General features: G+C 72.4%; 21 protein-coding genes, 1 pseudogene and 1 riboswitch. Of the genes and pseudogenes, 8 read left to right on the forward strand and 14 right to left on the reverse strand.

Translation table 11 applies throughout. The features are described from left to right. Positions 1-14 precede the first annotated feature (14 nt). From ACFQZ6_RS09210 to ACFQZ6_RS09235, 6 genes are all read right to left on the reverse strand, one after another. Positions 15-962, reverse strand: a complete 948-nt coding sequence (locus tag ACFQZ6_RS09210; RefSeq protein ID WP_381606507.1) for an SCO2102 family sporulation regulator — start codon at positions 960-962, stop codon at positions 15-17. A gap of 57 nt (positions 963-1019) precedes the next feature. Further along, positions 1020-1943 (reverse strand): methylenetetrahydrofolate reductase [NAD(P)H], encoded by a 924-nt coding sequence (metF, locus tag ACFQZ6_RS09215; RefSeq protein ID WP_381606509.1) that lies wholly within the window; start codon positions 1941-1943, stop codon positions 1020-1022. 109 nt (positions 1944-2052) lie between these two features. Next, positions 2053-2703 carry a thiamine phosphate synthase gene (gene thiE / locus ACFQZ6_RS09220; protein WP_381606511.1) on the reverse strand — a complete coding sequence of 217 codons (651 nt, stop codon included), beginning with the start codon at positions 2701-2703 and terminating at the stop codon, positions 2053-2055. 71 nt (positions 2704-2774) lie between these two features. Further along, a complete protein-coding gene (locus tag ACFQZ6_RS09225) occupies positions 2775-3140 on the reverse strand; it encodes an Rv2175c family DNA-binding protein (RefSeq protein ID WP_031483328.1) in 366 nt (121 codons plus the stop codon). A 70-nt stretch (positions 3141-3210) separates the two neighbouring features. Then, positions 3211-4440 carry an NAD(P)/FAD-dependent oxidoreductase gene (locus ACFQZ6_RS09230; RefSeq protein WP_381606514.1) on the reverse strand — a complete coding sequence of 410 codons (1230 nt, stop codon included), beginning with the start codon at positions 4438-4440 and terminating at the stop codon, positions 3211-3213. 32 nt (positions 4441-4472) lie between these two features. After that, positions 4473-4823: a hypothetical protein gene (locus tag ACFQZ6_RS09235; RefSeq protein WP_381606516.1), complete on the reverse strand. Its 351-nt coding sequence runs from the start codon at positions 4821-4823 to the stop codon at positions 4473-4475. A 55-nt stretch (positions 4824-4878) separates the two neighbouring features. Next, a riboswitch (TPP riboswitch) is annotated at positions 4879-4990 on the forward strand. Between ACFQZ6_RS09235 and thiO the strand changes: the two genes are divergently transcribed. The 5 genes and pseudogenes from thiO to ACFQZ6_RS09260 all read left to right on the forward strand — a co-directional run bounded on the left by thiO (position 4988) and on the right by ACFQZ6_RS09260 (position 10198). Beyond that, a complete protein-coding gene (gene thiO / locus ACFQZ6_RS09240) occupies positions 4988-6151 on the forward strand; it encodes a glycine oxidase ThiO (RefSeq protein WP_381606518.1) in 1164 nt (387 codons plus the stop codon). It overlaps the preceding riboswitch by 3 nt. Beyond that, the gene (gene thiS / locus ACFQZ6_RS09245; protein ID WP_381606520.1) at positions 6148-6348 is read left to right on the forward strand and encodes a sulfur carrier protein ThiS; all 201 of its coding nucleotides are present in this window, start codon (positions 6148-6150) and stop codon (positions 6346-6348) included. Before thiO ends, thiS begins: the two co-directional genes overlap by 4 nt. 2 nt (positions 6349-6350) lie before the next feature. After that, positions 6351-7145: a thiazole synthase gene (locus ACFQZ6_RS09250; RefSeq protein ID WP_381606522.1), complete on the forward strand. Its 795-nt coding sequence runs from the start codon at positions 6351-6353 to the stop codon at positions 7143-7145. 202 nt (positions 7146-7347) lie between these two features. Further along, a pseudogene (gene pknB, locus ACFQZ6_RS09255) lies at positions 7348-9293 on the forward strand (Stk1 family PASTA domain-containing Ser/Thr kinase). Positions 9294-9325: 32 nt separating this feature from the next. Further along, a complete protein-coding gene (locus ACFQZ6_RS09260) occupies positions 9326-10198 on the forward strand; it encodes a deoxyribonuclease IV (protein WP_381606524.1) in 873 nt (290 codons plus the stop codon). Positions 10199-10205: 7 nt separating this feature from the next. Here the strand turns inward: ACFQZ6_RS09260 and ACFQZ6_RS09265 are convergent, their stop codons facing one another. Next, complete coding sequence (locus ACFQZ6_RS09265; RefSeq protein WP_381606526.1) at positions 10206-10838, reverse strand: sulfite oxidase-like oxidoreductase; 633 nt, start codon at positions 10836-10838, stop codon at positions 10206-10208. Positions 10839-11017: 179 nt separating this feature from the next. Between ACFQZ6_RS09265 and bfr the strand changes: the two genes are divergently transcribed. Next, entirely contained in the window at positions 11018-11536 is a 519-nt protein-coding gene (bfr, locus tag ACFQZ6_RS09270) for a bacterioferritin (RefSeq protein ID WP_381606529.1), read from the forward strand. Between the two features lie 10 nt (positions 11537-11546). On the opposite strand, the gene ACFQZ6_RS09275 is transcribed toward bfr, so the two are convergent. Next, positions 11547-11801, reverse strand: a complete 255-nt coding sequence (locus tag ACFQZ6_RS09275; protein ID WP_381606532.1) for a (2Fe-2S)-binding protein — start codon at positions 11799-11801, stop codon at positions 11547-11549. A gap of 173 nt (positions 11802-11974) precedes the next feature. Further along, positions 11975-13327, reverse strand: a complete 1353-nt coding sequence (locus ACFQZ6_RS09280; protein ID WP_381606534.1) for a class II 3-deoxy-7-phosphoheptulonate synthase — start codon at positions 13325-13327, stop codon at positions 11975-11977. A gap of 96 nt (positions 13328-13423) precedes the next feature. On the opposite strand from ACFQZ6_RS09280, the gene ACFQZ6_RS09285 reads away from it, so the two are divergent. After that, positions 13424-13480, forward strand: coding sequence for a trp operon leader peptide (locus tag ACFQZ6_RS09285; RefSeq protein WP_350718967.1), 57 nt, complete (start codon positions 13424-13426; stop codon positions 13478-13480). A gap of 100 nt (positions 13481-13580) precedes the next feature. Beyond that, positions 13581-15461, forward strand: a complete 1881-nt coding sequence (locus tag ACFQZ6_RS09290) for an anthranilate synthase family protein (protein WP_381606536.1) — start codon at positions 13581-13583, stop codon at positions 15459-15461. On the opposite strand, the gene ACFQZ6_RS09295 is transcribed toward ACFQZ6_RS09290, so the two are convergent. Genes ACFQZ6_RS09295 through ACFQZ6_RS09315 form a run of 5 tightly spaced genes read right to left on the reverse strand, consistent with a single transcriptional unit; the run spans position 15413 to position 20260 of the window. Then, positions 15413-16408, reverse strand: coding sequence for a 2-hydroxyacid dehydrogenase (locus tag ACFQZ6_RS09295; RefSeq protein WP_381606538.1), 996 nt, complete (start codon positions 16406-16408; stop codon positions 15413-15415). The two genes, ACFQZ6_RS09290 and ACFQZ6_RS09295, sit on opposite strands and share 49 nt — an antisense overlap. A gap of 56 nt (positions 16409-16464) precedes the next feature. Continuing rightward, positions 16465-17499: a 6-phosphofructokinase gene (locus ACFQZ6_RS09300; protein WP_381606540.1), complete on the reverse strand. Its 1035-nt coding sequence runs from the start codon at positions 17497-17499 to the stop codon at positions 16465-16467. 58 nt (positions 17500-17557) lie between these two features. After that, positions 17558-18235, reverse strand: a complete 678-nt coding sequence (locus ACFQZ6_RS09305; protein ID WP_381606542.1) for a response regulator — start codon at positions 18233-18235, stop codon at positions 17558-17560. After that, positions 18232-19437, reverse strand: coding sequence for a MacS family sensor histidine kinase (gene macS, locus ACFQZ6_RS09310; RefSeq protein WP_381606544.1), 1206 nt, complete (start codon positions 19435-19437; stop codon positions 18232-18234). Before macS ends, ACFQZ6_RS09305 begins: the two co-directional genes overlap by 4 nt. Before the next feature lie 43 nt (positions 19438-19480). Then, positions 19481-20260 carry a lysophospholipid acyltransferase family protein gene (locus ACFQZ6_RS09315; protein ID WP_381618166.1) on the reverse strand — a complete coding sequence of 260 codons (780 nt, stop codon included), beginning with the start codon at positions 20258-20260 and terminating at the stop codon, positions 19481-19483. Positions 20261-20319 lie beyond the last annotated feature (59 nt).

A 20319-nucleotide genomic window follows, 5' to 3' on the forward strand; every position in this document is an offset into this window, starting at 1 on the left:
GTAGCGGTACCGGCTCAGTAGCGGTACTGGTCGTCGTACCCGTTGCCGCCCTGCGGCTGCTGCCCGTCGCCCTGGTAGGGGTACTGCTGCTCGGCCGGGAGTTCACCGCCGTACGGGTCGTCGGTGCTGCGCTGCTGCGGGACCCAGACACCGCCGGGCGGGGTCTCGCCGCCGTAACCCTGGGTGGCGTACTGGTCCTGGGTGTAGCCCTGCGGGTTGTACGTCGGGTAGCCGCCGGTGTCGTAGGCGGCGCCGTCGTAGGTCTGGGTGCCGATGTACGGGTCCGAGTACGCGGCGTACTGCTGCTGGCCGGTGGTGTCGTAGCCGTAGCCCTGCTGGCCGTACCCGGAGTAGTCGTAGCCGTAGGTCTGGTCGGTGGCCTGGGCCGCCGTGGCGTACTGGTCCTGGGGCTGGCCCGCGGGGGCGGGGGTGTCGCCGTATATGCCGTAGGAGCCGGTGTCGTCGGGGAGCGGCTGCGGCTCGTAGACGGCGGTCGTCTCGGCGGCCGAGGGGTCGGCGGGACGGGCCGGGGTGAACATGTCGTCGCGGTCGTAGCCGTCGTACGCCGTCCGCTCGCCCTGGCCGTAGGCGCTGGTGCCGTCGCTGTCGTCGCCGTAGCCGCCGGGTGCCTCCAGGTCGGAGACCTCCAGGGTCGGGTCCCGGTGCTCGGCCTCGCCCCGGCCGCGCCTGCCGACGAAGCCGGGGCGGCCGGTGGTGACCGCCCAGCCCTCGGCGAAGCCGCGCCGGAAGGACAGCGTGACGTAGGTCTGCCCGACCGCGAACGCCGCCGCGCCCAGCGCGATGACGACGACGGACGGGATCAGCACACCGACGACGACGCCGAGGAAGCCCCCGAAGGCCAGCAGCCGCCAGCGCAGCCGTGCCTTGTACTGCAGCAGCACCTCGCCGAGCAGCCACAGCGCGACGACGCCGAACGCGATGTAGAGGACCGTCCAGCCCATGTACGCCCCTCTCCCAGATGGCCGCTACGCAGTGTGTCGTACACCGGTGCGACTGGTCTAGGCCCGCGGTGGCCGGTGCAGGCCCAGGTTCTCGTAGATTTCCAGTGTCGCCGTGGAGTTGTTGAGCGTGATGAAGTGCAGACCCGGCACTCCCTCGGCCAGCAGCCGTGCGCAGAACTCCGTGGCGAAGTCGATTGCAATGGAGCGTACAGCGGCCGGATTGTCTTTCGCTGTGAGGATCCGCTCTTTCAGCTCGGGAGGGAACGCGGCGTTGGTGAGATACGGCACTCGCTCCAGCGTCTTCACGCTGGCGATGGGCATGACCTCGGGGATGATCGGGGTGTCGCAGCCCGCCGCCGCGACCCGGTCGCGCAGCCGCAGGTAGTCCTCCGGGTGGAAGAACATCTGCGTGATCGCGTAGTCGGCGCCCGCGCGGCACTTGCCGACGAAGTGCCGCACGTCCTCGTCCCAGTCCGCGGAGCGCGGGTGCATGGCGGGGAAGGCGGCGACGCCGACGCAGAAGTCACCGGAGGTCTTGATCAGTTCGACGAGTTCGGCGGCGTAGTGGAGGCCCTCGGGGTGCGCCACCCAGTCGCCCATCGGGTCCCCGGGCGGGTCGCCGCGCAGCGCGAGCATGTTGCGGATGCCCGCGTCGGCGTACTGGCCGATGATGTTGCGCAGGTCGGCCACCGAGTGGTCGACCGCGGTGAGGTGGGCGATCGGGGTGAGGGTGGTGTCGGAGGCGATCCGCTCGGTCGCCTTGACGGTGCCCGCGCGGGTGGAGCCGCCGGCGCCGTAGGTGACGGAGACGAAGTCGGGTGCCACCGCCTCGACCCGGCGCAGGGCGTTCCACAGGTTCCGCTCGCCCTTCGGGGTCTTGGGGGCGTAGAACTCGAAGGAGAACGTCGTCCTGCCGGTCGCGAGCATGTCGCGCACGGTCGGGGCGTGGTCCGACCTGGTGGATGCGGTGCCGAGGGCCATACGGGCAGGTTAGCCAGGGGGTTGGCGCTCACCCAACCGGAGTCGTGGAAATTGACCGAATTGTCGTGCGGCTGTCCACGTCCTGGACAGATGCTTGAGACGACGGGCCCTACCCGGCCGCCCGCAGCCGCTTGGCGAACTCGGCCGCGGCGGCGCCCGGGTCGTCCGCCTCGGTGATCGCGCGGACCACGACGACGCGGCGGGCGCCCGCCGTGAGCACCTCGTCGAGGTTGCCGAGGTCGATGCCGCCGATGGCGAACCAGGGGCGGTCGGTGCCGAGCCCCGCCGTGTACCTGACCAGGTCAAGGCCGGGCGCGTGGCGGCCGGGCTTGGTGGGGGTGGGCCAGCAGGGGCCCGTGCAGAAGTAGTCCACGCCGTCCTGGACGGCCGCGGCGGCGGCCTCGGACTCGGCGTGGGTGGAGCGGCCGATCAGCACCTCGTCGCCCAGGATGGCGCGGGCGGCGGGGACCGGCAGGTCGCCCTGGCCGAGGTGGAGCACGTCGGCGCCTGCGGCGTGGGCGACGTCCGCGCGGTCGTTGACCGCGAGCAGTCGGCCGTGCCGGGCGCAGGCCTCGGCGAAGACGGCCAGGTGCTCCAGCTCCTCGGCCGCCTCCATGCCCTTGTCGCGCAGTTGCACGACGTCCACGCCGCCCGCGAGGACCGCGTCCAGGAACTCGGGCAGGTCGCCCTGGCGTCTGCGGGCGTCCGTGCACAGGTAGAGCCGGGCGTCGGCGAGCTGGTCGCGGGCGGTTGCGGACATGCGTCGTCCCCCGTGGTCGGTGGTGTACGGGCCGAAAGGGCCCGGCCCGTACACCAGGGTGGTTCGTCGGATCAGACGGCGAGCGCCTGGGCGCGGCGCTTCACCTCCGTGCCGCGATTCTCGCTGAGGGCCTGCGCGGGTGTGCCGGGCAGGCTCTCGTCGGGGGTGAAGAGCCACTCCAGCATCTCTTCGTCGGTGAAGCCGTCGTCCCGCAGGAGCGTCAGGGTTCCGGACAGGCCCTTGACGACCTTGTCCCCGTCGATGAAGGCGGCGGGGACGTGCAGCGCGCGGTTCTCCCCGCGGCGCACGGCGATCAGCTGGCCCTCCTTCACCAACTGCCGCACGCGCGTCACCTCGACGTCGAGCATCTCGGCGATGTCGGGAAGGGTGAGCCAGGCGGGGACGAGAGCATCGATCTTTGCGTCAATCTCGGTCACGGAAACAAGCCTGCCATCCCCCACTGACAGTCGGAAGTCAGCCCCGCCCACCTGGGCGGACGGCGGGCCGTCAGGCGGTCGCGGACTTCAGGGGGCGGGCCGGGTCGGCCAGCAGCCCCGGGTCCATCGGCGTGCCCGCCTCGATCAGGCGCCTGCCCTGGGCCAGGTCGCGGGGGCGCCCGACGGCCAGCAGGGCGACCAGGCGGTTCTCGCGCAGCCAGCACACCGTCCACGCCGGTCCGGAGGGGTCACCGCGCCACAGCGTGGTGTCGGCGGCGGGGTGGTGGCCCGCGTACTGCACGAACCGCCCGAACTGCTCGGACCAGAAGTACGGCACCGGGTCGTAGGCGGCGGGCGCTTCCCCGATGATGTCCGCGGCGACCGTGCGGGGGCCCTGGAGGGCGTTGTCCCAGTGGTGGACGAGGAGCCGCTCGCCGTACCGCCCGGACGGGAAGGACGCGCAGTCACCGACCGCGTACACGTCGGGCGCGGAGGCGCGCAGCCGGTCGTCGGCCACCACCTCGCCCCAGGCGCCCCGCTCGATGCCGGACCCGGCGAGCCAGGCGGTGGCGGGACGGGCGCCGATGCCGACGACCACGGCGTCCGCGGGCAGCCGGGAGCCGTCGGCGAGCACCACGACGCCGGGCTCGACGTGCGCCACGCGCGCGTGGGTGCGCAGGACGGCCCCGCTGTCGGCGTACCAGGACGCCATCGGCACGGCCACCTCGGCGGGCAGCGAACCGGCGAGCGGGCGCTCCGCGGCCTCCACGACCGTCACCGCGCACCCCGCCTCCCGGGCGGCGGTGGCGAACTCCGCGCCGATCCAGCCCGCGCCGACGACCACGATGTCGTGCTGCCGGGCCAGCACCGGCCGCAGCCGCCCGGCGTCGTCCAGGGTGCGCAGCAGGTGCACCCCGGGCACGCCCTCGGTGCCCGGCAGCGGCACGGGTTCGGCGCCGGTGGCGAGGACGAGGACGTCGTACGGGACGGGCCCGGCGCCGGTGTCCAGCTCGTGGTCGGCGGGGCGCACGCCGAGGACCTCGCGGCCGAGCCGCAGCTCGATGCCGAGCGCCTCGAAGTCGACGTCGAAGGCGGAGTCCTCGGCCTTGCCGAGCAGCACGGCCTTGGACAGCGGCGGCCGGTCGTAGGGCTGGTGCGGCTCCGCGCCGATCAGGGTCACCTCGCCGGTGAAGCCCTGTTCGCGCAGGGCGACCGCGGTCTGGACCCCGGCCATGCCCGCGCCGACGACGACCACGCGCCGTGCCGTGGACCCTGTCCGTGCCTGCGTCTGCTCGCTCACCTGATCACCATAGACACCTGCTGAAAGGTCGGTCAGGAGGCGGACTCCGTGACCTCTTCCACAACGCTGGTGCCACTGCCCTCCTGGGACTCCCACTCCCAGGTCTCCGTCAACCGCAGCCGCCCGTCGGGGAGTTCCTCGACGGTCGACACGCAGTGCCCGGAGGACGTCGTCCGGTCCTCCTTGAGTTGGACGTACCGGAAGTCCAGCCGGTCCCCGTCCCGGGTGCCCACCAGATGGCCGCGTACGACGTCCCCGCCCGCGTACTCCGCCCAGATCTCACCGTCCTCCTCGTGGTACGTGAACCGGGTGCGGGTGCCGACCTGACCTGGGGCCTGGTCGGCGACCGGGGCGAGGACGAGGCCGTCGAGCGAACGGGGCATACGGGAGGCTCCCTTACAGAGACGTCGTGGCAGCGGCTAGGGTGGGTGGCCAACGTAAAGCACTCGCGGGAGCCCGGACGCACCGGGCTGAGAGGGAGGCTGGCGGCCTCCGACCGTACGAACCTGATCCGGGTCATGCCGGCGAAGGGAGGGGCTGGACGCCCATGTCGCGTACGTCAGACGTCCTCGTCGTCGGGGGCGGAGTCATCGGACTGGTCACCGCGTGGCGGGCCGCGCAGCGCGGGCTCACCACCGCGGTCGTGGATCCCGCGCCGGGCGGCGGGGCCGCGCAGGTGGCGGCCGGGATGCTGGCCGCCGTCACCGAACTCCACTACGGCGAGCAGACCCTGCTGGGTCTGAACCTCGCCTCCGCCCGCCGCTACCCCGACTTCGCGGCGGAACTCACCGACCTCACCGGCCACGACCTCGGCTACCGCCGCAACGGCACCCTCGCCGTCGCGCTGGACGCCGACGACCGCGCCGAGCTGCGCGAACTGCACGCCCTGCAACGGCAGTCCGGGCTGGAATCGGAGTGGCTGTCCGGCCGGGACTGCCGCCGTCTTGAGCCGATGCTGGCGCCGGGCGTGCGCGGCGGACTGCGGGTGGACGGCGACCACCAGATCGACCCGCGGCGGCTCTCTGCGGCGCTGGTGGCCGCCTGCGAGCGGGCGGGCGTGGTCCTCCACCGCGCCTGGGCCGAGCGGCTCACCGTCACGCGGGACCGGGCCACCGGCGTGCTCACGCGGGACGGCGATCCGCTGGGCGCCGGGCAGGTGGTCCTCGCGGCGGGCAGCCTCAGCGGGCGGCTCGCGGGCGTCCCCGGCGCCGTACTGCCCCCCGTACGGCCGGTGAAGGGGCAGGTGCTGCGGCTGACCGTGCCGCGCCGGTACGCGCCGTTCCTCACCCGCACCGTCCGCGCGGTGGTCCGCGGCAGCCACGTCTACCTGGTGCCCCGCGAGAACGGCGAACTCGTCGTCGGCGCCACCAGCGAGGAACTCGGCTGGGACACCACGGTCACCGCGGGCGGCGTGTACGAGCTGCTGCGCGACGCGCACGAACTGGTGCCGGGCCTCACCGAACTGCCGCTGACGGAGACCCGCGCGGGACTGCGTCCCGCCTCCCCGGACAACGCGCCGCTGCTCGGCCCGACCGCGCTGGACGGGCTGCTGCTGGCCACCGGGCACTACCGCAACGGCGTCCTGCTCACGCCCGTCACCGGGGACGCCATGGCGCACGTGCTGGCCACCGGGGAGCTGCCCGAGGTGGCCCGGCCCTTCACCCCCCAGCGCTTCTCAGGAACCCCGGCCCTCATGGAGTCGCCCGCATGAACATCTCCGTCAACGGGGAGCCCCGGAGCGTCGCGCCCGGCACGGCTCTCGACGTCCTCGTCAGGACGCTCACCGCGGCGCCGTCCGGAGTGGCCGCCGCCGTCAACGAAACCGTCGTCCCGCGCGCGCAGTGGGCCACGACGTCCCTCACCGACGGGGACCGCGTCGAGGTCCTCACCGCCGTCCAAGGAGGCTGACCATGGCCGACGATCCCTTCGTCCTCGGCGGTACGGCCTTCACGTCCCGGCTGATCATGGGCACCGGCGGGGCGCCCAGCCTGGAGGTGCTGGAGCGGGCGCTGGTCGCCTCCGGGACCGAGCTGACGACCGTCGCGATGCGGCGCGTGGACCCGTCCGTACGGGGTTCCGTGCTGTCCGTGCTCGACCGGCTCGGCATCCGGGTGCTGCCCAACACCGCCGGGTGCTTCACCGCCGGTGAGGCCGTGCTGACGGCCCGGCTCGCGCGGGAGGCGCTCGGCACGGACCTGGTGAAGCTGGAGGTCATCGCCGACGAGCGGACCCTGCTGCCGGACCCGATCGAGTTGCTGGACGCGGCGGAGACGCTGGTCGACGACGGGTTCACGGTGCTGCCGTACACCAACGACGATCCCGTGCTGGCGCGGAAGCTGGAGGACGCCGGGTGCGCGGCGATCATGCCGCTGGGGTCACCGATCGGGTCGGGGCTCGGCATCCGCAACCCGCACAACTTCGAGCTGATCGTGGAGCGGGCGGGGGTGCCGGTGATCCTCGACGCGGGGGCCGGTACGGCGTCGGACGTGGCGCTGGCGATGGAGCTGGGGTGCGCGGGGGTGATGCTGGCGTCGGCGGTGACGCGGGCGCAGGAGCCGGTGCTGATGGCCGACGCCATGCGGCACGGGGTGGAGGCGGGGCGGCTCGCGTGGCGGGCGGGTCGGATTCCGCGGCGGCGGTTCGCCTCGGCGTCGTCTCCTGCGGAGGGCTTGGCGGTTCTCGACCCTGAGCGGCCCGCGTTCTGAACCGGCGTTGCCCTGACCGGGTTCTTCTCCCACCCGCGCACCGCCCGTTTCCAGTCGGCTGACAAGTTCGGGTCTCCCGTGGGTGGCTGAGCACCGTCGGCGGGTTTCCGTTCGTGCGTTGCGTCACAGGTGTGACTCAGGTCTGGTGCGATCTTGGTGCAAGCGGGCGGGTCTGTCAGTCGCTGCTCGTAGACTCGCCTGCGTGGACACGACCCTTCAGGACCCTCTCGTCGGGCAGGTGCTCGACGGCCGCTACCGCATCGAGGCGCGCATCGCCGTCGGCGGGATGGCGACCGTCTACCGGGCCGTGGACACCCGGCTTGACCGCGTCCTCGCGGTCAAGGTCATGCACCCGTCGCTCGCGGCGGACGGCACGTTCGTCGAGCGCTTCATCCGCGAGGCCAAGTCGGTCGCCCGCCTCGCCCACCCCAACGTCGTCCAGGTGTTCGACCAGGGGACGGACGGGGCGTACGTCTACCTGGCCATGGAGTACGTCGCGGGCTGCACCCTGCGCGACGTGCTCCGCGAGCGCGGCGCGCTCCAGCCGCGGGCCGCGCTGGACATCCTGGAGCCGGTGCTCGCCGCGCTCGGCGCCGCCCACCGCGCCGGGTTCGTGCACCGGGACATGAAGCCGGAGAACGTGCTCATCGGGGACGACGGCCGGGTCAAGGTCGCCGACTTCGGACTCGTACGGTCCGTGGACACGGTCACCAGCACCACCGGCGCGGTGCTCGGCACCGTCTCCTACCTCGCGCCCGAGCAGATCGAGCAGGGCGGTCGCGCGGACGCCCGGGTCGACGTGTACGCGTGCGGGGTCGTCCTCTACGAGATGCTCACCGGCGGCAAGCCGCACGACGGGGACTCCGCCGCCGCGGTCCTCTACAAGCACCTCCACGAGGACGTGCCGCCGCCCTCGGCGTTGGTGCCGGGCCTGGCGTACGCGCTGGACGAGCTGGTCGCCTCCGCCACCGCCCGCAATCCCGAGATCCGGCCGTACGACGCCGTGGCGCTGCTCGCCGAGGCCCGTACGGCGCGCGGCGCGCTCAGCGACGAGGAGCTGGACCTGGTGCCGCCGCGGGCGCTCGGCGCGGACCACGTCCATGACAACGCCGAGGACCGCACCAGCGTGCTCCCGCGCTCGCTCACCGTGCCGCGGACGCTGCCCGGCGACCCCGTCGACGCGGCCGAGCCGGAGCCGTACGGCCCCCACCTCACCAGCCGCCTCGACGCGCCGCCGCTGCCGCCGCGCACCCGGCCCGGCTGCCCCGGCGCGGGGTCCTCACGATCGTCGCGGCCGTGCTGCTGGCCCTCGGCCTCGGCGCGGGCGTCTGGTACATCAACTCCGGCCAGTTCACCAAGGTCCCGCCGCTGCTGGCGAAGACCGAGCGGGAGGCCCGCGACCGGCTCTCCGACGCCGGTCTGGACGTCGGGAAGGTCGAGCGCGCGTACAGCGCCACCGTGCCCCGCGGCACGGTCATCAGCACCGACCCGGCCCCGGGCAGCAAGATCCGCGGCAACGGCTCGGTCTCCCTCACCATCTCGCGCGGCCCGGAGACGGTGAAGGTGCCCGACCTGGCGGGCTACCGGCTGGACAAGGCGAGGACCGTGCTCAAGCAGGAGGGCCTGGAGCCCGGCATGGTCACCCGCGCCTTCAGCGACGAGGTGCCGAGGGGCTTCGTGATCGGCACCGACCCGGAGAACGGCACGGAGCTGCGCTCGGGCTCCGCGATCGCGCTCACCGTCAGCAAGGGCAGCCCCGTCGACGTGCCGGACGTCGTCGGCGAGGACCTGGACGACGCCCGGGCGGAACTCCAGGAGGCCGGTCTGAAGGTGCGGATCGCCGACGAGCAGGTCAACTCCGAGCACGACGCCGGGCAGGTGGCCCGGCAGTCGCCCGGCGCCGACAGCGAGGCCGCCGAGGGGGACACGGTGACGCTGACGGTCTCCAAGGGCCCGGAGATGGTCGAGGTCCCGGACGTGGTCGGGGACAGCGTCGGGGACGCCAAGGACAAGCTCCAGGCCGCCGGTTTCGAGGTCGACGAGGACCGCGGGCTGCTCGGGCTGTTCAGCGACACGGTCAAGGGCCAGTCCGTGGAGGGCGGCGAGACCGCGCCCAAGGGTTCCACGATCACCATCAAGATCGGCTGAGTCATGCACAACAGGCGGGGCAAGGGTCGTACGTGAGCACTTCGCGCAATCCCGTCGGCGGACACGTCCCCGTCGCCGGTGGGCTGAACACCGTGGGCCTCGCCTACGCCCGGGAGCTGGCGGCCGAGACCGTGCAGGTCTTCGTCGCCAACCCGCGCGGGTGGGCCACGCCGACCGGTGACCCCCGGCAGGACGAGGCGTTCCGCGCCGCCTGCGCGGCGGAGTCGATACCGGCGTACGTGCACGCCCCGTACCTGATCAACTTCGGCTCGCACACCGAGGCGACCGTGGAGAGGTCGGTGGAGTCGCTGCGGCACTCGCTGCGCCGCGGGCGGGCGATCGGCGCGCTCGGCGTGGTGGTGCACACCGGCAGCGCCACCGGCGGCCGGGACCGGTCCGTCGCCCTGCGGCAGGTGCGGGAGCGGTTGCTGCCGCTGCTGGACGAGCTGACCCACGACGACGACCCGTACCTGCTGCTGGAGTCCACCGCGGGCCAGGGTTCCTCGCTGTGCTCGCGGACCTGGGACTTCGGGCCGTACTTCGAGGCGCTGGACGCCCACCCGAAGCTGGGCGTCTGCCTCGACACCTGCCACGTCTTCGCCGCCGGGCACGACCTGACCGGCCCGAGCGGGATGCACCAGACCCTGGACCTGCTGGTGGAGACGGTGGGCGAGGGCCGGTTGAAGCTGATCCACGCCAACGACTCCAAGGACGTCGTGGGCGCCCACAAGGACCGGCACGCGAACATCGGCGCCGGTCACATCGGCGAGGACCCGTTCCGCGCGCTGATGACCCACCCCGCCACCGAGGGCGTACCGCTGGTCATCGAGACGCCGGGCGGCAAGGAGGGGCACGCGGCGGACGTGGAGCGCCTGAAGAAGCTCCGGGACGGCCAGACCCGCTGAGGGGCCCCTACAGCTCGGGGCCCTCCCCCGGTTCCTCCTGGTACGAGTACCGCTGCTCCCGCCACGGGTCCCCGATGTTGTGGTAGCCGCGCTCCTCCCAGAAGCCGCGGCGGTCGGCCGTCATGTACTCCACGCCGCGGACCCACTTCGGGCCCTTCCAGGCGTACAGGTGGGGCACGATCAGCCGCAGGGGGAAGCCGTGCTCGGCGGTGAGCAGCTCGCCGTCCCGGTGGGTGGCGAAGATCGTGCGCTCGGCGGTGAAGTCCGCGAGGCGCAGGTTGGAGCTGAAGCCGTACTCCGCCCACACCATCACATGGGTGACGTCGGGGGCGGGCGGCGCGATGTCGAGGATGGTGCGGGCCGGGATGCCGCCCCACTCCGCGCCCAACATGCTGTACTTCGTCACGCAGTGCAGATCGGCCACCACGGTGGTGTACGGCAGGGCCGTGACCTCCTCGTGGCTCCAGCAGTGCTTGTCGCCGTCGGCGGTGGCGCCGAACACCCGGAACTCCCAGCGCTCGGGCCGGAACTTGGGCACCGGACCGTAGTGGGTGACCGGCCAGCCACGCTGCACTCGCTGCCCCGGCGGAAGCTCGGACCGTGCTGCTTCCCCTGTTTCGCGCTCCACCGGATGACCCATGTCCCCATCCTGACAGAACCCGGCCGGTGCACAGGACCAGGGTCACCTCAAAACGGTCAACTAGCACTAAGTATACACTTACTTACTAAGTGCGCACTTACTGGACGATCTTCGACGCCGGTGCAATCATGCGGCGGCAACCTCCCCGTTCCGACGTCCTCACGTGGAAGGAGCCCCGTATGCAGGGCGACCCCGAGGTCCTTGAACTGCTCAATGAACAGCTCACCGCCGAGCTGACGGCGATCAACCAGTACTTCCTGCACTCGAAGCTGCAGGACCACAAGGGGTGGACGAAGCTCGCCAAGTACACCCGCGACGAGTCGTTCGACGAGATGCGGCACGCGGAGGTGCTCACCGACCGCATCCTGCTCCTGGACGGCCTGCCCAACTACCAGCGGCTGTTCCACGTGCGCGTGGGGCAGACGGTGACGGAGATGTTCGAGGCGGACCGGCAGATCGAGGTCGAGGCCATCGACCGGCTGCGGCGCGGGGTGGAGGTCATGCGCGCCAAGGGCGACGTCACCTCGGCCAACATCTTCGAGGCGATCCTCGCCGACGAGGAGCACCACATCGACTACCTGGAGACCCAGCTCGACCTGATCGAGAAGCTGGGGGAGTCGCTGTACCTGTCGACGCTCATCGAGCAGTCCCAGCCGGACTCCTCAGGACCCGGCACGGGCGGCTTCTCGACCCACTGAAGCGGCCGGTTCAGGCCGCCTCGGCGGTCACGCGCACGGCGGCGGGCTGGTTCGCCACGTCGGCCAGCGGGGACCTGCCCTGGTCGGCCAGCTCCCGGCGGGGGCAGTTGCCCCGGCCGAGGAGCGCCTGGATACGGCGTACGCAGCCGCCGCAGTCGGTGCCCGCCTTGCAGGCCGAGGCGATCTGGCGGGGCGTGCAGGCTCCGTCCTCCGCATGTTGCCTGACCTGCTGCTCGGTGACACCGAAGCAACTGCACACGTACACGCGGGTTCACCTCCCGACGGGGATCAGGGTCGTGCCGTACCGACCCTTGATCGGTGAGGCTAACCTAACCTTACCCGTCGCTCAGGTGGCGCAAAAGGTGAGTGGGGCGCGGATCGTATGTGATCCGCGCCCCACTCAACACGCCGGTAACAGGCGCCCCCGCCACCGGTCCCCTACTGGTCCCGGTACATCTCCGCGACGAGGAACGCCAGGTCCAGCGACTGGCTGCGGTTCAGGCGCGGGTCGCAGGCCGTCTCGTACCGCTGGTGGAGGTCGTCGACGAAGATCTCGTCGCCGCCGCCCACGCACTCGGTGACGTCGTCGCCGGTCAGCTCCACGTGGATGCCGCCGGGGTGGGTGCCGAGCGCCTTGTGGACCTCGAAGAAGCCCTTGACCTCGTCGAGCACGTCGTCGAAGCGGCGGGTCTTGTGCCCGGAGGCCGCCTCGAAGGTGTTGCCGTGCATCGGGTCGGTCACCCAGGCCACGGTGGCGCCGGACGCGGTGACCTTCTCCACCAGCTCCGGCAGCCGGTCGCGGATCTTGTCGGCGCCCATCCGCACGATGAACGTCAGACGGCCCGGCTCCCGCTCGGGGTCGAGGCGCTCGATGTACTGGAGCGCCTCCTCGGCCGACGTGGTCGGGCCGAGCTTGATGCCGATGGGGTTGCGGATGCGCGAGGCGAACTCGATGTGCGCGTGGTCGAGCTGCCGGGTGCGCTCACCGATCCACACCATGTGCGCGGAGACGTCGTAGAGCTGGCCGGTGCGGGAGTCGACGCGGGTCAGCGCGGACTCGTAGTCGAGCAGCAGCGCCTCGTGGGAGCTGTAGAACTCGACCGTCTTGAACTCCTCCGGGTCGGCCCCGCAGGCGTGCATGAAGTTCAGCGCGTTGTCGATCTCCCGCGCGAGCTGCTCGTAGCGCTGCCCGGAGGGGGAGGACTTCACGAAGTCCTGGTTCCAGGCGTGCACCTGGCGCAGGTCGGCGTAGCCGCCGGTGGTGAAGGCGCGCACCAGGTTCAGCGTGGACGCCGACGCGTGGTACATCCGCTTCAGCCGCTCCGGGTCCGGCACGCGGGCCGCCTCGGTGAAGTCGAAGCCGTTGACGGAGTCGCCGCGGTACGACGGCAGGGTCACGCCGTCGCGGGTCTCGGTCGACTTGGAGCGGGGCTTGGAGTACTGGCCCGCGATCCGGCCGACCTTGACCACCGGCACGGACGCGGCGTACGTCAGCACGGCGCCCATCTGGAGCAGGGTCTTGAGCTTGGCGCGGATCTGCTCGGCGCCCACGGCGTCGAACGACTCGGCGCAGTCGCCGCCCTGGAGGAGGAACGCCTCTCCCTTGGCGACGGCCGCCATCCGGGCGCGCAGCTGGTCGCACTCGCCCGCGAAGACCAGCGGGGGATACGACTCGAGGTCCGCGATCACTGCGCGCAGAGCCTCGGTGTCGGGGTACTCGGGCTGCTGCGCCGCGGGCAGGTCTCGCCAGGTGTTGCCAGCGGTGGCGCTGGTCTTAGCGTTCACGGTCACGTCCCCCACATTACGGGGTCGTGTCGGGGCCACCGCCCGCTGCTCAGCAAATGAGACGCGGGGTACGGTCCGCGGACATGGGGTAGGGTCCGTGTCATGTTCGCGCACTCGACCCAGAACTGGTGGTGGACCGCTCCTTCGGCGGCCCACTGAATCGCGCGCACACGAACTCCGCGAAGGCCGCCCGAGAGGCGGCCTTCGGCGTTCTCCGGGGTCGCCCTCTCGTCACCGAACCGAGAAGGAGCCCGGACCCATGAAACTGCTCGGCCTGCTGCACGACCCCCGTCCGTTCGCCCTGCTGCGCCGCCGCACCCCGGGCCGCGACCACGACACCGTCGAGGTCCTGGTCGGCCCCGCCGTCACCCGTGAGCGGCTGGCGGACCTGCCCGACGAGGGGCTGGCGCTCATCCCGTTCCGGCAGATCCGCGAGCGCGGCTTCGACGTCCGCGACGACGGCACCCCGCTGACGGTCCTGGTCCCGGAGGAGACGTACGAGGTCCCGCTCGACGAGGCGCTCCGGCAGCTCCCGGCGCACGACGTGCGCGTGGAGGGCGGTGGCTTCGACGTGTCCGACGAGGAGTACGAGGCGATCGTCGGACGCGTGCTGCGGGACGAGATCGGCCGTGGCGAGGGGGCGAACTTCGTCATCCGGCGGACCTACGAGGGGGAGATCCCCGGCTTCGGCAGAGCCGACGCGCTCGCGCTGTTCCGGCGGCTCCTTGAGGGCGAGCGGGGCGCGTACTGGACGTTCGTGGTGCACACCGGGGAGCGCACGCTGGTGGGCGCGAGTCCCGAGGTGCACGTGCGGATGGCGGGCGGCACGGTCGTGATGAACCCGATCAGCGGGACGTACCGCTATCCCGCCGAGGGGCCCACCCCGGAGCACCTGCTCTCCTTCCTCGCCGACGGCAAGGAGATCGAGGAGCTGTCGATGGTGGTGGACGAGGAGCTGAAGATGATGTGCACCGTCGGCGACATGGGCGGAGTCGTCGTCGGGCCGCGGCTGAAGGAGATGGCGCACCTCGCGCACACCGAGTACGAGCTGCGCGGCAGGTCCTCGCTGGACGTGCGGGAGGTGCTCAGGGAGACGATGTTCGCGGCGACCGTCACCGGGTCGCCGGTGCAGAACGCCTGCCGGGTCATCGAGCGGCACGAGGTCGGTGGGCGGGGCTACTACGCGGGGGCGCTGGCGCTGCTCGGGCGGGACTCCGGGGGCGCGCAGACCCTCGACTCCCCCATCCTCATCCGCACCGCCGACATCTCCGGCGACGGGCGGCTGCGGGTCCCCGTCGGCGCCACGCTGGTGCGCGGCTCGGACCCGGCGGGCGAGGTGGCGGAGACGCACGCCAAGGCGGCCGGGGTGCTGGCGGCGCTCGGGGTACGGCCGTCCAGGCCGCGTGCGGAGGCGGTGCGGCCGGGGCTGGCCGACGACCCCCGGGTGCGGGCCGCGCTGGACGGGCGCCGGGCCTCGCTGGCGCCGTTCTGGCTGCGGATGCAGGAGCCCGCCGCCGTGCTGGACGGGCACGCCCTGGTCGTCGACGCGGAGGACACCTTCACGGCGATGCTCGCGCACGTCCTGCGCTCCGGCGGGCTTGAGGTGACCCTGCGCCGGTACGACGAGCCGGGGCTGCGGGAGGCGGTGCTCGGGCACGCGGGCCTGGTCGTGCTGGGCCCCGGGCCCGGTGACCCCCGCGACCTGACCGACCCGAAGATGCGGTTCCTGCGGGAGCTGACCGCCGAGGTGGTGCGGGTCCACCGGCACGGGGTGCTCGGGGTGTGCCTCGGGCACGAGCTGATCGCGGCGGAGCTGGGCCTGGGGATCGTCCGCAAGCGGGTGCCGTACCAGGGGGCGCAGACGACGGTCGACCTGTTCGGGCGGCGGGAGACCGTCGGCTTCTACAACAGCTTCGTCGCGGGCTGCGACGACGGGGCCGCCGCCGAGCTGGCCGCGCACGGCGTCGAGGTCAGCCGGAGCGCGGACGGTGAGGTGCACGCGCTGCGCGGGCCCGGTTTCGCCAGCGTCCAGTTCCACCCGGAGTCGGTGCTGACGCTGGACGGCGCCGGGGTGGTGCGGGAACTGGTGGGTCAGCTGCGGGGCACGAGCACGTTGTCGGAGCGGCGGCCCGCGCGGTAGTCGAGGACGTTCTCCACGGTGGCCTCGACGATCTGGCCGACGGCCTCCTGGGTGTAGTACGCCTGGTGGGACGTGACCAGCACGTTGGGGAACGTGACGAGGCGGGCCAGGGTGTCGTCCTCGATGGCCTGGAGGGACTTGTCGAGGAAGAACAGGCCCGCCTCCGCCTCGTACACGTCGAGGCCGACGCCCGTGAAGCGGCCCGCGCGCAGCTCGGTGACGAGGGCCGCCGTGTCGATCAGGCCGCCGCGGCTGGAGTTGACCAGGACGGCGTCGTCCTTCATCGACTTCAGCGCGGCGGCGTCGATGAGGTGCTGGGTCTGCGGCAGCAGCGGGACGTGCAGGGAGACGACGTCGGACTCGGCGAGGAGCCGCTCCTTGGGGACGTACTCCATGCCGAGGGCGACGCAGGCGGGGTTCTCGGCGACGTCCCAGCCGAGCAGCCTCATGCCGAAGCCGTGGGCGATCCGGGCGAACGCCTCACCGATCTTGCCGGTGCCGAGGACGCCCGCGGTGCGGCCGTGCATGTCGCGGCCCATCAGTCCGTCGAGGCGGAAGTCGAAGTCGCGGGTGCGGGTGGAGGCGCGCACGACCCGGCGGTTGACGGCCATGGCGAGGGTCCAGGCGAACTCCGCGACGGAGTACGGCGAGTAGTACGACACCCGCGCGACCGTCATGGCGAGCCGCTCGGCCACCTCCAGGTCGATGTTGTTGAAGCCGGTGGAGCGCTGGGCGACCATCTGCGTGCCGCCCGCGGCGAGGGTCTGGAGGACCTGGTGGCCTAGGTCGCAGTTGACGCTGGTGCAGATGATCTCGTGCCCGGCGGCGATGGGCGCGGTGTCGGCGTTGAGGAAGACGTCCAGGCAGCGGACCTCGGCGTGGCCCTGGAAGGCCCGCTCGATCAGGGGCTTCTCGTCGGCCTGCACACCGAAAGCCAGGATCTCCACGGAAGCCCTCCCAGGGTCATGCCATCAGGTCATCTGTCCCGAATATACGATCTTCGTCAGCCGAAGAACACGCTCACCTCGTCGTAGAGCGCCGGATCGACCGTCTTCAGCGGCGCCTTCGCCTCGGCGAGCGGCACCCGCACCAGCTCGGTGCCGCGCAGGGCGACCATCTGGCCGTAGGCGCCGTCGTGGACGCAGTCGATGGCGTGCAGCCCGCAGCGGGTGGCGAGCCAGCGGTCGAAGGCGCTCGGGGTGCCGCCGCGCTGCACGTGCCCGAGGACGGTGGTGCGGGCCTCCTTGCCGGTGCGCCGCTCGATCTCGCGGGCCAGCCACTCCCCGATCCCGGACAGCGGCACCGGCCCCGACGGGTCGGACTCGTCGTCGTCCCCCGGCATCGGGTCGCCGCCCACCGGGGCGGCGCCCTCCGCGACGACCACGATGGGGGCGTACGACGCCTTGAAGCGCGAGGTCACCCAGGCGCACACCTGGTCCAGGTCGAAGGGGCGCTCGGGGATGAGGATGACGTTGGCGCCGCCCGCGAGCCCGGAGCGGATGGCGACCCAGCCGGTGTGACGCCCCATCACCTCCACCACCAGCACGCGCATATGGGACTCGGCGGTGGTGTGCAGCCGGTCGATGGCCTCGGTGGCGATGTTGACGGCGGTGTCGAAACCGAAGGTGTGGTCGGTGGCGGGCAGGTCGTTCTCGACGGTCTTCGGGACGCCGACGCAGGGCACCCCGTACTCCTCGTGGAGCCGGGCGGCGGCGCCGAGGGTGTTGCGGCCGCCGATGGTGATCAGCGCGTCGATCTCGTGCTTGGCGAGGTTCTCCCGGATGCGGCGCACCCCGGTCTCGCCGTGCTGGAAGGGGTCGGTGCGGGAGGAGCCGAGGATGGTGCCGCCGCGGGGCAGGGTGCCGCGCACGGCGGGGATGTCGAGGCGGGTGACGTCGCCTTCCAGGGGGCCGCGCCAGCCGTCCCGGAAGCCGACGAGTTCGTAGCCGTACTCCTGCACGCCCTTGCGGACGATGCCGCGGATGACGGCGTTGATGCCGGGGCAGTCGCCGCCTCCGGTCAGTACTCCGACGCGCATGGGGTGTCCCTTCGCCGCGGTTGCCGTACGCCTCACGCTACCCGCGGCGCCGCGTGGACTACTCCTCGTCGAGGCCGCGCTCTATGGCGTACCTGACCAGCTCGACGCGGTTGTGGAGCTGGAGCTTGCCGAGGGTGTTCTGGACGTGGTTCTGGACGGTGCGGTGGGAGATGACCAGCCGCTCCGCGATCTGCTTGTAGCTCAGCCCCTTCGCCACCAGCCGCAGCACCTCGGTCTCCCGGTCGGTGAGCCGGGGCGCGTCGGGTTCGCCGGTGTCGGCGGCGGGCGCGGGCTCGGCGGCCAGCCGCCGGTACTCGCCCAGGACCAGGCCCGCGAGGCCGGGCGTGAACACCGGGTCCCCCACGGCGGTACGGCGCACCGCGTCCAGGAGTTCCTCGGTGGACGCCGACTTCACCAGGTAGCCGGTCGCGCCGGACTTCACCGCCTCCAGGACGTCCGCGTGCTCCCCGCTCGCGGACAGCACGAGCACCCGCAGCGCGGGGTTGGCGGCGACCAGCTCCTTGCAGACCTGGACGCCCGGCTTGGCGGGCAGGTTCAGGTCGAGCACCAGCACGTCCGGCGCGGCGGCCTTGGCGCGGCGCACCGCCTGCTCGCCGTCGCCCGCGGTCGCCACCACGTCGAGACCTGACTCGGCCAGGTCACGGGCGACGGCGTCGCGCCACATGGGGTGGTCGTCGACCACCATGACCCGGATCGGACCCCGCTGCTCACTCATCGTGTCTCCGCCTTCCCCCGTGCGGTCTGGTTCTCCTTCGGCACCTTCAGCTCCACCTCGGTGCCCTGCCCCGGCACCGACACCAGCTCGGCGGTGCCGCCGATGTCGCGCAGCCGCCCCCGGATGGACAGCGCCACCCCGAGCCGCCCCTCGCCCTCGGCCTGGGCGAGACGGCCCTCCGGGATGCCGGGGCCGTCGTCGCGTACGGTCACGATCACCTCGTCGGGTTCGTCCTCGACGAGAATCCACGCGCGGGCGTCCTCCCCGGCGTGCTGGCGGACGTTGTCCAGGGCCGCCCCGACCGCCGCGGCCAGCTCCGTCGCGGTCGCCGACGGCAGCGGCACCGGGGCGCCGGGCTCGGCGAGGCTGACCCGGGCACCGGCGTACGGCGTGAGCAGCGGGCGCAGGTCGACGGGGCCGCCGTCCGCCGGGCGGTCCGCGGCGCGGGGCGTCGGGAGGGCCGGGTCCGGTGGGCGCAGGCCGCCGGAGACCAGGGTGCGCAGCGCCACCTCCTGCTCACCGGCGAGCCGTCCCAGCTCGGCCGCCTCACCGCCGATGACCGCGCCGCGGCGCTGCACCATCGCCAGCACCTGGAGAACGCTGTCGTGGATGTCCCGCGCGAGCCGCTCGCGCTCCCGGGTGGCGGCCTCGATCTCCAGGGCGCGGGCGAGGGTGCGCTCGGAGGCGCGGGCGACCTCGACGACGTAGCCGATGGCGATGGAGGCGACCCAGACCAGGATCACGGCGTGCACGGTGTCCCGGGTCGGGGAGCCGCGGTGCAGCAGGTTGGCGGCGGCGACCAGGGTGGAGGCGAAGGCCGCCCAGCGCCAGCCGCCCTTGAGGGCGAACGCCAGCACGCTGCCCGCGGTCCATATCGACGGCAGCGTCGCGTTGCCCGCCTCGATGCGCTCCACGGAGTCGGCGACCCGGGTCAGCATGATGCCGACGAGGGCGATGGTCAGGTCCGCGGTGAGGAACCGCTTGGTGCAGCTCGCCGCGTTCGCCACCCGGGGCAGGGTGGCCAGCGTCCAGACGCCGAGGACGGCGAAGTAGGCGACGGCGACCCAGGGGCGCGCGAAGTCGTCGTAGGCGCTGAGGAACAGGCCCAGCGCGTACAGCATGGTCAGCACCCGGTACCCGGCCAGCGCGCGCCACAGCGGCTGCTCGACCGACATCTTCATGACCCGCTCACGCCCGGCCACGTCCCCCACCCCCGGTATCCCCGCACCGCACCCCTACCCGACGCTACTGGCTCCGGTCGTCCCGGTCGGCCCGCTTCTCCTTCTCCGCCTGTTCCCGCTCGGCCTGCGCCAGCGCGGCCTTCGCCGCCTTCGCGGCCTCCTTCTCGGCCTTCGCGGCCTCGGCGAGCTGGCGTTTGGCGGCGGTGGCGTACATGTCGACGTACTCCTGGCCGGAGAGCTTCATGATCTCGTACATGACCTCGTCGGTCACGGCGCGCAGCACGAAGCGGTCGTGTTCCATGCCCTGGTAGCGGCGGAAGTCCAGCGGCTTGCCGATGCGGATGCCGGGCCGCATCAGCTTCGGCATGACCTGGCCGGGCGGCTGGATCTTCTCCGTGTCGATCATGGCGACCGGCAGCACCGGGGCGCCGGTGGCGAGCGCCACGCGCGCGAGGCCGCCGGGCTTGCCGCGGTAGAGGCGGCCGTCGGGCGAGCGGGTGCCCTCGGGGTAGATCCCGAACAGCTCACCGCGCTCCAGCACCTCGATGCCGCTCCTGATCGCGGCCTCGCCCGCGCCGCGCGCCCCGGAGCGGTCCACGGGGAGCTGGCCGACGCCCTTGAAGAACGCGGCGGTCATCCGGCCCTTCACGCCGGGCGTGGTGAAGTACTCGGCCTTGGCGATGAAGGTGACCTTCCGGTCGAGCACCGCGGGCAGGAAGAACGAGTCCGAGAAGGACAGGTGATTGGAGGCGAGGATCGCGGGCCCCTCGGCGGGAACGTTCTCCAGGCCCTCCACCCAGGGCCTGAAGACGAGCTTCAGCGGTCCCCCGATGGACACCTTCATCGCGCCGTACAACAACCGAGTGCCTCCTGTGTCTGTCGGACAGACCTTAACCCGGAGTC

The organism is Streptomyces flavalbus (genome assembly GCF_042674625.1).
GTDB classification, from domain to species: domain Bacteria; phylum Actinomycetota; class Actinomycetes; order Streptomycetales; family Streptomycetaceae; genus Streptomyces; species Streptomyces flavalbus.

What these genes read in the sequence shown, in the direction of transcription:
- thiO (WP_381606518.1), top strand. Translation starts at nt 4,988, where the DNA reads ATGTCGCGTACGTCAGACGTCCTCGTCGTCGGGGGCGGAGTCATCGGA.
- ACFQZ6_RS09210 (WP_381606507.1), bottom strand. Translation starts at nt 962, where the DNA reads ATGGGCTGGACGGTCCTCTACATCGCGTTCGGCGTCGTCGCGCTGTGG.
- ACFQZ6_RS09265 (WP_381606526.1), bottom strand. Translation starts at nt 10,838, where the DNA reads ATGGGTCATCCGGTGGAGCGCGAAACAGGGGAAGCAGCACGGTCCGAG.
- ACFQZ6_RS09300 (WP_381606540.1), bottom strand. Translation starts at nt 17,499, where the DNA reads ATGCGCGTCGGAGTACTGACCGGAGGCGGCGACTGCCCCGGCATCAAC.
- bfr (WP_381606529.1), top strand. Translation starts at nt 11,018, where the DNA reads ATGCAGGGCGACCCCGAGGTCCTTGAACTGCTCAATGAACAGCTCACC.
- ACFQZ6_RS09315 (WP_381618166.1), bottom strand. Translation starts at nt 20,260, where the DNA reads ATGAAGGTGTCCATCGGGGGACCGCTGAAGCTCGTCTTCAGGCCCTGG.
- thiS (WP_381606520.1), top strand. Translation starts at nt 6,148, where the DNA reads ATGAACATCTCCGTCAACGGGGAGCCCCGGAGCGTCGCGCCCGGCACG.
- metF (WP_381606509.1), bottom strand. Translation starts at nt 1,943, where the DNA reads ATGGCCCTCGGCACCGCATCCACCAGGTCGGACCACGCCCCGACCGTG.
- ACFQZ6_RS09250 (WP_381606522.1), top strand. Translation starts at nt 6,351, where the DNA reads ATGGCCGACGATCCCTTCGTCCTCGGCGGTACGGCCTTCACGTCCCGG.
- ACFQZ6_RS09235 (WP_381606516.1), bottom strand. Translation starts at nt 4,823, where the DNA reads ATGCCCCGTTCGCTCGACGGCCTCGTCCTCGCCCCGGTCGCCGACCAG.
- ACFQZ6_RS09290 (WP_381606536.1), top strand. Translation starts at nt 13,581, where the DNA reads ATGAAACTGCTCGGCCTGCTGCACGACCCCCGTCCGTTCGCCCTGCTG.
- thiE (WP_381606511.1), bottom strand. Translation starts at nt 2,703, where the DNA reads ATGTCCGCAACCGCCCGCGACCAGCTCGCCGACGCCCGGCTCTACCTG.
- ACFQZ6_RS09305 (WP_381606542.1), bottom strand. Translation starts at nt 18,235, where the DNA reads ATGAGTGAGCAGCGGGGTCCGATCCGGGTCATGGTGGTCGACGACCAC.